The sequence below is a fragment of the Wolbachia endosymbiont of Glossina morsitans morsitans genome (assembly GCF_000689175.1).
In the GTDB taxonomy this organism is placed as follows: Bacteria; Pseudomonadota; Alphaproteobacteria; order Rickettsiales; family Anaplasmataceae; genus Wolbachia; species Wolbachia pipientis.
Genome location: NZ_AWUH01000093.1, coordinates 1,813 through 13,660 on the forward strand (window position 1 = coordinate 1,813; position 11,848 = coordinate 13,660).

Genomic DNA, 11,848 nt, shown 5'->3' on the forward strand with positions numbered 1-11,848 from the left:
CATATTACGGTCTGTTCGGATTATTGTAAAAAGAGCTATAACTCTTTATTTGCTGATTCTCTACTGCTTATTTTCCTTGTAGTCCACTTATAGTAGCCACTAGCAGAAAACCCTACATAATTCCTGCACTTTATAGTGTTTACTCTCTTTTATGAGAAAATATTTTACTCTTTTTGACTGGCCAGGGCTTTTTTTAAAATGTCTCTTTCTCTTGTTACTTTTGCTAACTCTTTCTGTAAATCAAATCTCTCTTTGTCATAAGGTGCTACATCTGGAAATGCATTTGCCGCTGACTTTTTTTCGTTATATTTCTTCATCCATTTTCCTAATACACTATCCCTTATTCCTAGATCTCTTGCTACTTTTGCAACTGGTTGACCTACCTTTCTTTGTTCATTTGCCAGCTTAACAGCTTCCAATTTGAATTCTGCCGTATATTCTCTTTCCATTTCTAATCCTCCAAAATTTTATTTTACCCGAAAAAACTCCTTTCTTTCTCTCCACTTTTTCTGGGTAAGGTCAAAAAGCCTATTGTCTAATTATGTACCTAAATTTTATTACGGCACTTTCACTACTACTTTAACGAGTGAGCTACCTTTCTATAAAAGACCTATCGACTGTTGCAATTATAGGCGTAAACAAGAATGATAAAAGAGTACGAGATTGAGTAACTATGTACACTTCTGCTGGCATACCAGGGTATAGGTATACGTTTTTAAACTGAGCAAGCTCTGGTTTTGGTATCACTACACGTACTGAATAATAACGCCCTAGCCTTGGATCATCAAGGGCATCGGGAGAAATATTGCTTACTATACCATTAATTAAACTTAAACGACGTGCACTGTAAGCACTTAAACGAACTTTAACCTTTAGCCCTTCTAGCCCATCAATAGAGACTATATTGCTATCTTTCTTTTGTGCTGACAGTATCTCTTCTATGTTTCTGGTCTGAATTTTAGCATCTATTATTAGGTCATCATCCGATGGCACTACGCTCATGATCGGAACTCCAGATTGTATAACACCACCTTCAGTATGGTATCTTATATCTGTCACTATCCCATCTTGAGGCGATTTTATTATTGTACGTGCTAATGAATCTTCAGCAACCATCAGCCTCTCTTTCAAGTCTGCAATAGACGTACTAACTTCCTTAAGTTCAGCGTTTGCTCTTTCTTGAGAATCATTTTTTACGTTTATAATTTCTAATTCATTCTCTCCAATTTTTTGCTGCACTTGAGATATTGCAGAACGGTAATGTCCAACTCTGCCTTCAATTTCAGCAAACTGTTTTTCTAAAGCTAAAATGTGTGGTTTGCTTATATGGCCACTATCAAGTAATTGTCTTTTTGTTTCCAACTCCTCAGTTATCAAGTCATATTGCTTATGAGCTGCATTTAGTTGAAAGTTTAGCCCCGCTAATTCATCATTTAACTGCTTTATACGTTGTTGCAGTATGTCTGTTTTTCCCAATATGCTCTTTCTCTGAGAGTTGAACAACTTTACTTGATTCTTTATCGCTTTATTTACAAGTTCATCGTGAGATAATTTTTTAACCTCATCAGGAAACTCGAGCGTGTCCAAATCTACTCTGATTGCAAGAAGCCTTGCTTCTGTTGCTAAAAATGATAAGAGCTTCTCTTTGATGATACTTAAATTCGCCTTCTCGTTAACATCACTCAACAAAACTAGAGGCTCATCTTTTTTAACTGCTTGACCCTCTTTTACTAAAATTTTGCTTATTATTCCTCCGCCCAAGTGTTGAACTATTTTTCTATTTGAAGATACAATAACTTCTCCACTTGCATGCACCGCACCGTCAATTGGAGCTATAGCCGACCAAATACCACCTATCCCAAAAAAGATGAGTATTACTACCAGACCAAAAAATAGTGGTCCCCATGTTACTTTCAGGACTTCATTTACGTTATTACTTTCGCGTTTTAAAATAAAATTTATCACTGCATCAATCAATGCAAACGTCTTATCCAAAAATTTTGGGTACTTCTTCTTTTTATTTTTTGCTCCTTGCATATTTATATTATCACCATGGCCAATCAAGCCTGTCAAAGAAAATCCAGCGCTAAGCTTTTTTAACTTACTTATCATAATACTACTGTGAATTTGTGTTAACTCAAGATAACACACAAAAACAAAGAATCTATAATTTAAGCATTCCATTTAGACTGTAGAGCACCAGAATAAACTATTTAGTAACAATTCCTGCATCAACTATGTTTTTAAAATTTTTTGACGTTTAACTTTATTATAACTTTTTCTTTATTTTGTGAATATCTGAGTTACTTATATTATGTAAGAAATCTATTGCCAACTAGTCAATATTCTGTTAGGAATTAAGATAATATAAAGTTGTTATGCTTAAATTGGAAAGTAGAAAGTTCCTGATTAATGGCGCATCAGGCGGAATAGGGCAAGCAATTGTAAAAATTATGCACAAAGCCGGAGCAACTTTATGTATTTCTGGCACAAAAAAAGAAGTGCTCGAAGAAGTTGCTAAACAATATGAAAAAAATATGCACGTACTCCCTTGTGATTTATCAAATGCTGAGGAAGTAAATCAACTAGTAAACAGAGCAAGTGAGTTGATGGAAGGCTTTGACGGGCTTGTATGCAACGCGGGCATTACGCAAGACAGTTTATTATTGAGAATGACAGATGAAGCATGGCAAAAAGTAATTGATATTAACTTGAACTCTACATTTAAGCTGAGTAGAGAAGCATGCAGGAAACTAATTAAGAATAATTGGGGAAGAATTATAAATATTTCCTCAATAATAGGGCTAACAGGAAACACCGGGCAAGCAAATTATGCAGCGTCTAAAGCTGGAATAATAGCCATGAGCAAATCTATAGCAAAAGAAGTTGCAAGTCGTAATATAACAGTAAATTGTATTGCTCCTGGGTTTATAGATACTAAAATGACTGAAGTTTTAAATGAAGGACAAAAGGGAAAAATATTAGATAATATTCCAATGAAAAGAATGGGAACAGGGGAAGAAATAGCAGCAGGGGTCTTGTTTTTAGCAAGTGATGAAGCAAAATATATAACAGGGCATGTGCTCTATATTAATGGTGGTTTATTTATGTAGCAACACTTATGTATGGACAAATTATAATTTTTACTTTAAAATAAAAAATGTGTAGGTTTAGGTTTAGGTTTACGTTAATTTATTACTTAGAGGCAAAAAAATGAGCTCTATAATAGGATTTTTTGGTGTCTTGTGTGTAGTGTTGCTTTTCTCTTTCTCAGATTACGCAGCTATCACTGGTCCTGATATGGATGATACAACACAAGTAATATGTAATATTATTGGTTATGTTTGGGGGATAGGCGGTCCACTTATGACGGTAGTAATAATTGGTGCAGCTTTGCTTGCAATATTTGGCAGGATGCCGTGGCCAGCCCTCTTTGCTCTAGGCGTGTTTTGTGCTGTATTTTTTGGCGCTAAGACGATTATAATAAAAGCGATGAAGCAAAAGCTATGTTGGAAAAGTGTGGAAAGAAATAACCCATAAAAGTACAGAAATGCTTTTTTGTTATCCATTAAATCGCTTCATATCTTCAACTTGCAACAAATAAGGGCTATCTTTTGGTAAAGTTTTAACAGCTAGCTCAGCATATTTTGTAAATTGCTTTAAATCACCTTCAATACAAGCCTTTTTTGTCAAGGCAAAATAATGCATTGCCGTATCAGCTTCACATTTATATGCAATGCTTAAATACTTCCAGACAAAAGCGTTATTTGGTTCTATATTCAAAATCTGCTCCAGGTAAAAAATCGCCTTTTTTGCATCACCGTGTAATAATAAAGTATGAGATAATGCAAGTTTCACTAAATATAGCCTTTCTTATAATACTTTTTACAATAATCCGAACAGACCGTAATATGCTACTGACCTGCTATAGCCATAAACACATATCTTATCGCATTCGGACTATTATAAGAAAGGCTATAATTGTAGCAATAGCCTCTTCTATCTTTCCTTGCCTATAGCAAACTATAGCATTTACATACTCAGAATTATTTTCATATTTATTAGATAACACATGAATAGGAGCAAAGAAAGAGTCTAGCTTGGCAACCACACGCTCAAACTTTAGTAACTTATCCGCAAAAATTGGTTTTACGTTGTTTTTAACCTTATAATTTTGTACAGCAAATATACGTTTCTCACTAAGTGGGTGAGTGCGGAAATATTCCTCGGTGTTCTCATGCTCAATACTTTTAAAATAATCAAAAATCTCTTTCATACCTGAATTATCATAGCCGGATTCATCAAGCTACCTTAAAGCATAGCTATCTGCTACACTTTCTTGCTCTTGAGAATAGTCAAAAAATAGCCTTGAACTAAACGCTACACCACTAAGCAAAATTGCACCAGCAACCTGAGGGTTAATGATAATACTAGAAACTAATCCTACTATATAACTAATCATTGCTATCGATTGAAAATAACCCATAGCACTACTCATTTGCAATATATGACCAGCAGATATGTGAGCAATCTCATGTGCTAATATACCAAGCAGGACATAAGGTTTAGCCGAATATTGTAAAAGTCCTAAATGAATGAAAATACTGTTATTGTTAATTACAAAAGCATTAATCGAATTGTCATTAATTATAAAAACTTTTATTTGCTCATGATCAATATCCGCAGCAGAAAATAAAGGTTGCGCTAGCTCTTTCACTATTGCTTCCACTTCACTATCTCTAATAATGTTAATAGAGTAAGCATTATTATAATATACAAAAAAGAACAATAAGGTCAAAAACTTAGCAACTCTAAACATGAAAATTCTGTGCTTGTATAATTTATAGAAATTCTATATTTTAACACTTAAATTATACAAATTTATAAACGCTAGTTTAAATTTTTAACGTAACTGATAAGTTTGTCGATGGTAGTTAACTTAATTTTATGTTGTTCAGCAAATTTAAGTAACTGAGGTAAGCGCATCATAGAGCCATCATCATTCACTAATTCACAAATAACTGCTGAATGATCAAACCCTACTAACTTCGCCATTTCAACACTCGCTTCAGTATGACCAGCACGTTGTGCCACCCCACCTTTATGTGCAATTACAGGAAAAACATGACCTGGAGTTATGATGTCATCCTGAGTACCATCCTTGTTGATAGCAGCATGTATAGTTTTCGTTCTATCCTCTGCTGAAACACCGGTTGTAATGCCATAACGTGCATCAATTGATGTAGTAAATGCGGTATGATTTTCACCAATATTTTTCTTTTCCATGAAATTAAGGCCCAACCTTTTCATGTGAAATTTAGTCATTGCTAAGCAAACAACCCCTGTACCGTACCTAACCATAAAAGCCATATGTTCCGGCTTTATTTTCTCAGCTAAGACAATCAAATCGCCTTCATTTTCTCTATTTTCATCATCAACTAAAATGAATAATTTACCGGAACGAGCATCCTCTAATACATCTTCCACAGAAGAAATACCTGGTAGACTCATTGAAGCATAAGTGGCCTGTACCATAATAATTTACTTAAATTCAATCTTAACTATTCTATACAATTTCTCTCCATTTGGCACTGTCACTTCCACATATTCACCGACTTTTTTGCCGATTAAGGCACTCCCAAGTGGTGAACTAGTAGATATTAACTGCTTTGAAACATCAGCTTCATATTCGCCTACAACCTTATAAACATATTCCACTTCACCGTTATTATCACTTAACATGCTTAATGTCACAGTTGCACCAAACATTACTGAATCACCAGACAAATTTTTTACTTCTATTACTTCCGCATGTGAGAGCTTACTTTCTATCTCCATTATACGGCCTTCAATAAAACCTAACCTTTCCCGTGCTGCATGATACTCTGCGTTTTCAGACAAATCACCTTGATCACGAGCATCAGAAATAGCCTGTATCACAGAAGGTTTTTCTTCCTTTAATTTTTCAAGTTCGGCTTGCATATTCTCAAAACCTTCACTCGTTATAGGAAATTTATTAATAATGGATGAAGCCATAATCACCACCTAAACGCAATCAAATTGAGTAACGAAATTACTCACAATGTTAAAAATATCACCTTTTATATCATCACTCATGTCATTTGACAACTTTTTTAAAACCCCAGGATGCACAGTATGAAAATAATTAATAAGATCATGTTCAAATTTATTAATGTAACTTATTTGTATTTTACTTAACTGATTATATAGGTTAGAAAAAATATACATCAGCACTACTTGTTCTTCTATTGACATAGGTAAATGTTGTTTTTGCTTTAATAACTCGACAAGATATTTACCCTTATTCAAGGATAATTGAACACTAGCATCAAGGTCAGAACCAAATTTTGCGAAATCTTCTAATTCTCTATACTGAGCTAAGCTTAGCTTTATAGAACCAGCAACTTTCTTCACAGACTTTAGTTGTGCAGCAGAACCAACCCGTGAAACTGACAAACCTATATTTACTGCAGGTCGAAATCCTTTATAAAATAATCCAGACTCAAGAAAGATCTGCCCATCGGTAATTGAAATAACATTTGTTGGCACATATGCAGATACATCACCAGCTTGAGTTTCGACAATTGGCAAAGCAGTTAAAGAACCCTGCCCTTTTTTATCAGACATTTTAGCAGCTCTTTCAAGCAAGCGAGAATGTACATAGAATATATCTCCAGGGTAAGCTTCACGACCAGGAGGACGTCTGAGCAATAAAGACATCTGCCTATATGCCACAGCATGCTTAGATAAATCATCATATATAATCAAACAATGCATTCCATTGTCACGGAAAAATTCCCCAATAGTGCAACCAGCATAAGGTGCTAAAAATTGCATAGGCGCGCAGTCAGATGCACTAGCCACAACTACAGTTGTATACTCTAATGCTCCGCTTTCTTTCAGCTTATTTACCACTTTTGCTACTGTTGAAATTTTTTGCCCAATAGCAACATAAACACAGTAAACTTTTTGATTTTCGTTTACCTCATCGTTAATCTTCTTCTGGTTGATAATAGTATCAAGCGCAATAGTAGTTTTACCAATTTGTCTATCACCAATAATTAATTCACGCTGCCCTCTACCTATTGGAATTAGCAAATCTATAATTTTAATTCCTGTTTGCAGTGGCTCATGCACAGACTTACGATCAATAATGCCTGGCGCTTTAGATTCTATATCCATTCTGTTTTTGGCTCTAATTTCCCCACCGTCGTCCATAGGATGGCCCAACGCATTTACAACTCTCCCTAACAATTCATGCCCTACAGGCACCTGCACAACATCACCACTACATTTTACAACGTCCCCTTCTTTCACATCACGGTCATTACCAAGCACAACTATTCCAGCCGTATTATGATCTAAATCGAGAACTATTCCTTTTACACCACTTGCAAAAAATACCTTTTCACCGAATTTTGCTTTTTCCAGCCCATAAACCAATGCGATACCATCTGTTACTGAAATTACTTCACCTATATTTTCCCGCTTTATAGGATTATCAAACGTCTCAACCTTTTCTCTTATTATACTTGCTATCTCAGAAACATTCATACTGTTCTTCATACAAAATTCCTTACTTTTAATATTTCCATTTTACTTAAGTCAACTAACCTATCCAAGTAACTTTTTAGCGAAGCATCGATCAAATTAAAACCATACCTAACTACGAAGCCACCTAGTATAGAAGGGTCAACCACATTGCTTACTTTTATTATTTTACCAAGAAAGCTCAAAGATTCAGTAATTATTTTTATATCAGATTCCTTTAAAGTTTCTGCTGACTTTATAGTAATTTCGAATTCATTTTCATTTTCTCTTGCAAGACTTAAGAATTTTTCTAATATAAGGATCAATAAACTAGAGCGTTTATTTGCAAATATAACCATAATAAATTTTACTAAATTCTCACTCAAGTGCTCATTTATAGAAAGCATCACTTCTTTTTTGTGTGCAAAAGAAATCATAGGATGAGATAGGTACACAAAAACATCACGTTGATCCTTAAAAAAAGCCAACAAAAATTCTACTTCTTTCCTTATAATACCTAACCTGCTTCCTGAGACATGAAATAGCACTCTAGCGTAAGATGAAACTAAATTATTGTATTGGGTCTTTTTTCATATTAAATCCAGTAAATCTAAACTAATTCAGCTACAAATCTTTCATTCTTCAATCCAAGCATTTTTTATACAAACAGGTCTTCTCTTTAAGGAAAGAAAATACAAATCATATCTGACTGAATAATCTAAAAAACTAAGGTTTTTACTTAAGAAATACTTAGAAGAATTTATAATAGACTGACATTGAAGATGAGATATCGGTATTTCTTTTCCAAGTAAACTTGTTTTAACTTCTATAAAAATCAGCTCCTTTTTTTTAGATACAATTAAGTCAATTTCACCGAACTTACAACGGTAACGGCGTTTTATAACATTATACCATTTCAGTTTTAAATATACTAAAACTAATAACTCGCCAAAGTAACCTACAAAGTAGCGTAACCTACTTACCACAAGAAGAACAATTATGATAACAATTAACTTTGTGTAACTACTTTGCCTCCTTCTTTATTTTTACTATAAACCTTACCTCTTGCTGCAATATCCCTATCAACCAGTTCTATCACTGCCATTGAAGCACAATCACCCTTTCGAGTGCTAAATTTTATTATTCTAGAATACCCACCTTTACGATCTTGATAACGGCTGGCCAAGACGTTTAATAACTTATCAACTGCTAACTTACTATTATGAAGGCGTGAAAGCAAAAGTCTTCTACCATGTAAAGTATTCTTATTCTTAGCAATTGTAATAAACTTTTCAACATATGGACGAAGTTCCTTAGCTTTTGGTAAAGTAGTTACAATCTGCTCATGGTTAATTAATGAGATAGATAGATTCTTTAACGTCGATAATCTATGTTCAGTACAACGAGATAGTTTACGTTTTTTTATTCCATGTTTCATATATCACCTAATCTTCATCAGTATGTTGTTTAGCCAACTCATCTATATCCTTAGGTGGCCAGTTTAGCACATTCATACCCAAAGACAAGCCAAAATTAGTCAAAACTGCCTTAATCTCATTCAAAGACTTTCTGCCAAAATTAGCAGTTCTTAACATTTCACCTTCTGTCTTTTGCACAAGATCACCTATATAAGTGATGTTTTCGTTTTTCAGACAGTTATGAGACCTGACAGATAATTCCATTTCATCTACCTTACGCAATAAGACAGGGTCATAACCCAAATCTTTAGCACCGCTAGGCGAAGAAACCTGCGATTTTTTATAACTCACATCAGAACTAATAAAGGGCTGAAGTTGCTCCTGTAATATTCTTGCAGCAGAGTCAACAGCTTGACTCGGAGAAATTGTACCATCAGTTTCAATTGACAATATCAGCTTATCCTTATCAGTCACTTGGCCAACACGACTGTTCTCTACCCTGTACGAAACCCTGTTGACAGGGCTATACAAAGCATTAACTGGAATAAAACCAATTAAATCCTGTTCACTCATAAGCTTCAAAAGTTCATTTTCTTTATATTTAGTTACAGGAAGATAACCTTTTCCGCTAGCCACATATATGGTCATGTTAAGCTCCACATTTTGCCCCAGCGTACATATTAACAAATCTTTATTAACAATAGAGCATTGATCATCAGTTTCTATCATCCCAGCTAATACCTGGCAAGGCCCTTTAGCGTTTAAATTTAAGCATTTATTAGAAGCACCATTTAATTTACACCTCAACATACCCATATTTAATAATATATCAGTTACGTCTTCTCTCACCCCTTGAATTGAAGTGAACTCATGAGTTACACCTTCAATTTTTATTCCATAAACAGCACTACCTTTAAGAGAAGATAACATTACACGTCTTAATGCATTACCTAATGTTAAAGCAAAACCACTTTCCAACGGTTCTAGCACTATATCACTTTTTTCACTTGAATCATCTGATATTACCTTAACTGAACTAGGTTTAATCAATTTATCTAAATTGCTACAGAGAGAAACATCATTATTATAATACATAAAACAACCTTTTCAAATATCCTATACCCTTCTTTTTTTCTTAACCTGCACCCATTATGAGGAATTGCGGTTTTATCTGCAATTGAAGTCACAGTCAACCCACAGCTCTGAAGTGCTTTAACCGCAGCTTCGGTACCAAAGCCAGGACCGCGAATTATTACAGAGACAACCTTCATACCAAATCTCTCCATTGCGTTCTTCGCAGCAGACTCCGCAGCCTTACCTGCAGCATAAGGTGTGGATTTTCTCGAACCTGAAAAACCACATGCACCCACAGAAGTTTGACATAGCGTATTACCATGAACATCAGTTACATTTACAAAAGTATTATTAAAAGTTGCACGAATATGGACAACACCAGTAATAAACTCCTTCTTACTCTTACCAACCGTTTTGACTTTTTTCATTAAAACTCACAATAATAATAAATTTTATTTTTCCCAGCAATAGGCAACCGAGATCTACCTTTACGAGTCTTAGCATTAGTATGAGTTCTTTGCCCTCTCACAGGTAAACCTTTTCTATGCCTCACCCCTCTATAGCATCCCATTTCCACTAAAGATTTTATGTTCATAGCCACTTCTTTTCTGAGCTCACCTTCTATAACATAATTTTGTCTAATGAAACCGCTGATCTTTTCTATATCTTCATCTCGTAATTCTGAAACACGTTTGCGCTTATCAACTTCGCAAGCGTGACAAATTACATTCGCAGTAGCAATACCTATACCATATATATAAGTTAATGCAAAAGGAACACATTTCCTCACTGGAATATTTATGCCTGCAATACGTGCCACTGGTACCTCGATACTTTATTAATAACAACTCTTAATTTATACCATAAAACAACTCAGAGTCAAACCAAATTACAAGAAATTTTACTTTCAATCTCTTGCGTTACCTCATCAACACTCAAATTAGCGTCAATTGTTAATAATTTGCCTTTATAATACTCGCGTAAACCTTTCATTTGAAGGTGATATTCACTTATTCTCTTATTAATTGCAGACATATCAGCATCATCAATTCTTTTCTCTAACCTCGTACTTTTACATTTAGCACAAGTAGTACTCTTAAAAGAAGATACACTATATATGCTTTTACAGTCCAAACACGCGAGACGATTTTTCAACCTATCGATTGCAATATTATCGTCAAGCTGCAGCTCAACTACAATGTCAACATCCCTATTATATTTTTCTTGCAAAACTTGAGTCAAAAAATGAGCCTGGTTTAAATTTCTCGGGAAACCATCTAATAAGCAATTATCATCCACTAATGCAAGCTGGTCACGTAATAATCCACATATAATTTCATCTTGAATTAAATTACCAGATTCCACGGTACCCTTTATTTTTTTACCTAACTCACTACTGCCAGATATAATATTCCTTAATAAATCCCCTACTGACATTAATTTTAAATTATATTTTGCTATTAACAAGCTTGACTGAGTACCTTTACCAGAACCTGGAGGACCAAAAATCGTAATGATCATCTTACTTTCCTCGTTTTAGACTCATATTTCTTTATCCAGTTGTCGTACCTATTTGAAAAAATATAAGATTGTATTTGCATAATAGTATCAGTAATAACGTTCACTATAATCAGTAAGCTCGTCCCACCAAAAATAAATGGTATATCATAATAATATCTCATAACTTCAGGTACGGTACATACGACTACCAAATACGCAGAGCCAATGAATGTCAACTTAAAAACTATATCTTGAAGGTAATCAGAAGTATGTTTCCCAGGCCTTCTACCAGGTATAAAACCACC

The 11,848-nt window shown here is 34.5% G+C and carries 12 protein-coding genes and 5 pseudogenes; 2 read left to right on the top strand and 15 right to left on the bottom strand.

All coding sequences use genetic code 11. The features are described from left to right. Window positions 1-164: 164 nt before the first annotated feature. The gene (locus WGMM_RS02025; RefSeq protein WP_038249347.1) at window positions 165-449 is read right to left on the bottom strand and encodes a transposase; all 285 of its coding nucleotides are present in this window, start codon (window positions 447-449) and stop codon (window positions 165-167) included. Window positions 450-591: 142 nt separating this feature from the next. Further along, window positions 592-2,112 carry an HlyD family type I secretion periplasmic adaptor subunit gene (locus WGMM_RS02030; RefSeq protein ID WP_240991858.1) on the bottom strand — a complete coding sequence of 507 codons (1,521 nt, stop codon included), beginning with the start codon at window positions 2,110-2,112 and terminating at the stop codon, window positions 592-594. 266 nt (window positions 2,113-2,378) lie between these two features. Here WGMM_RS02030 and fabG point away from each other — a divergent pair, with 266 nt between their 5' ends. Together fabG and WGMM_RS02040 are read left to right on the top strand one after the other, a co-directional pair. Further along, complete coding sequence (gene fabG, locus WGMM_RS02035; protein WP_038249351.1) at window positions 2,379-3,113, top strand: 3-oxoacyl-[acyl-carrier-protein] reductase; 735 nt, start codon at window positions 2,379-2,381, stop codon at window positions 3,111-3,113. A 100-nt stretch (window positions 3,114-3,213) separates the two neighbouring features. Further along, entirely contained in the window at window positions 3,214-3,540 is a 327-nt protein-coding gene (locus WGMM_RS02040) for a TrbC/VirB2 family protein (RefSeq protein ID WP_051599612.1), read from the top strand. Window positions 3,541-3,561: 21 nt separating this feature from the next. Here WGMM_RS02040 and WGMM_RS02045 read toward each other — a convergent pair. The 13 genes and pseudogenes from WGMM_RS02045 to WGMM_RS02105 form a co-directional block, all read right to left on the bottom strand. Further along, window positions 3,562-3,871 (bottom strand): annotated as a pseudogene (locus WGMM_RS02045) (M48 family metalloprotease); the annotation flags it as partial. 108 nt (window positions 3,872-3,979) lie between these two features. Then, window positions 3,980-4,819 (bottom strand): annotated as a pseudogene (locus WGMM_RS02050) (M48 family metallopeptidase); the annotation flags it as partial. A 71-nt stretch (window positions 4,820-4,890) separates the two neighbouring features. Next, complete coding sequence (gene ribB, locus WGMM_RS02055) at window positions 4,891-5,535, bottom strand: 3,4-dihydroxy-2-butanone-4-phosphate synthase (protein ID WP_007549343.1); 645 nt, start codon at window positions 5,533-5,535, stop codon at window positions 4,891-4,893. A gap of 6 nt (window positions 5,536-5,541) precedes the next feature. Further along, window positions 5,542-6,036, bottom strand: a complete 495-nt coding sequence (gene greA / locus WGMM_RS02060; protein ID WP_038249357.1) for a transcription elongation factor GreA — start codon at window positions 6,034-6,036, stop codon at window positions 5,542-5,544. A gap of 9 nt (window positions 6,037-6,045) precedes the next feature. Next, on the bottom strand, window positions 6,046-7,587 hold the full coding sequence (gene atpA, locus WGMM_RS02065) for a F0F1 ATP synthase subunit alpha (RefSeq protein WP_038249360.1): 1,542 nt from the start codon (window positions 7,585-7,587) through the stop codon (window positions 6,046-6,048). Beyond that, window positions 7,584-8,141, bottom strand: a pseudogene (gene atpH, locus WGMM_RS02070) (ATP synthase F1 subunit delta); the annotation flags it as partial. The pseudogene atpH and the gene atpA, both read right to left, overlap by 4 nt. A gap of 45 nt (window positions 8,142-8,186) precedes the next feature. Next, window positions 8,187-8,537 carry a YraN family protein gene (locus WGMM_RS02075; protein WP_038249363.1) on the bottom strand — a complete coding sequence of 117 codons (351 nt, stop codon included), beginning with the start codon at window positions 8,535-8,537 and terminating at the stop codon, window positions 8,187-8,189. A gap of 23 nt (window positions 8,538-8,560) precedes the next feature. Further along, window positions 8,561-8,989, bottom strand: a complete 429-nt coding sequence (gene rplQ / locus WGMM_RS02080; RefSeq protein ID WP_007550873.1) for a 50S ribosomal protein L17 — start codon at window positions 8,987-8,989, stop codon at window positions 8,561-8,563. A 7-nt stretch (window positions 8,990-8,996) separates the two neighbouring features. Then, entirely contained in the window at window positions 8,997-10,064 is a 1,068-nt protein-coding gene (locus WGMM_RS02085) for a DNA-directed RNA polymerase subunit alpha (RefSeq protein ID WP_038249366.1), read from the bottom strand. Window positions 10,065-10,096: 32 nt separating this feature from the next. After that, a pseudogene (gene rpsK / locus WGMM_RS02090) lies at window positions 10,097-10,471 on the bottom strand (30S ribosomal protein S11); the annotation flags it as partial. After that, window positions 10,471-10,863 (bottom strand): 30S ribosomal protein S13, encoded by a 393-nt coding sequence (rpsM, locus tag WGMM_RS02095; protein ID WP_038249369.1) that lies wholly within the window; start codon window positions 10,861-10,863, stop codon window positions 10,471-10,473. The gene rpsM and the pseudogene rpsK, both read right to left, overlap by 1 nt. Before the next feature lie 59 nt (window positions 10,864-10,922). After that, on the bottom strand, window positions 10,923-11,564 hold the full coding sequence (locus WGMM_RS02100; RefSeq protein ID WP_038249372.1) for an adenylate kinase family protein: 642 nt from the start codon (window positions 11,562-11,564) through the stop codon (window positions 10,923-10,925). Beyond that, window positions 11,561-11,848: pseudogene (locus tag WGMM_RS02105) on the bottom strand (preprotein translocase subunit SecY); the annotation flags it as partial. The gene WGMM_RS02100 and the pseudogene WGMM_RS02105, both read right to left, overlap by 4 nt.

Coding starts and splice junctions, on each gene's coding strand:
- WGMM_RS02025 (WP_038249347.1), bottom strand. CDS start 449: ATGGAAAGAGAATATACGGCAGAATTCAAATTGGAAGCTGTTAAGCTG.
- WGMM_RS02030 (WP_240991858.1), bottom strand. CDS start 2,112: ATGATAAGTAAGTTAAAAAAGCTTAGCGCTGGATTTTCTTTGACAGGC.
- fabG (WP_038249351.1), top strand. CDS start 2,379: ATGCTTAAATTGGAAAGTAGAAAGTTCCTGATTAATGGCGCATCAGGC.
- WGMM_RS02040 (WP_051599612.1), top strand. CDS start 3,214: ATGAGCTCTATAATAGGATTTTTTGGTGTCTTGTGTGTAGTGTTGCTT.
- ribB (WP_007549343.1), bottom strand. CDS start 5,535: ATGGTACAGGCCACTTATGCTTCAATGAGTCTACCAGGTATTTCTTCT.
- greA (WP_038249357.1), bottom strand. CDS start 6,036: ATGGCTTCATCCATTATTAATAAATTTCCTATAACGAGTGAAGGTTTT.
- atpA (WP_038249360.1), bottom strand. CDS start 7,587: ATGAAGAACAGTATGAATGTTTCTGAGATAGCAAGTATAATAAGAGAA.
- rplQ (WP_007550873.1), bottom strand. CDS start 8,989: ATGAAACATGGAATAAAAAAACGTAAACTATCTCGTTGTACTGAACAT.
- WGMM_RS02085 (WP_038249366.1), bottom strand. CDS start 10,064: ATGTATTATAATAATGATGTTTCTCTCTGTAGCAATTTAGATAAATTG.
- WGMM_RS02100 (WP_038249372.1), bottom strand. CDS start 11,564: ATGATCATTACGATTTTTGGTCCTCCAGGTTCTGGTAAAGGTACTCAG.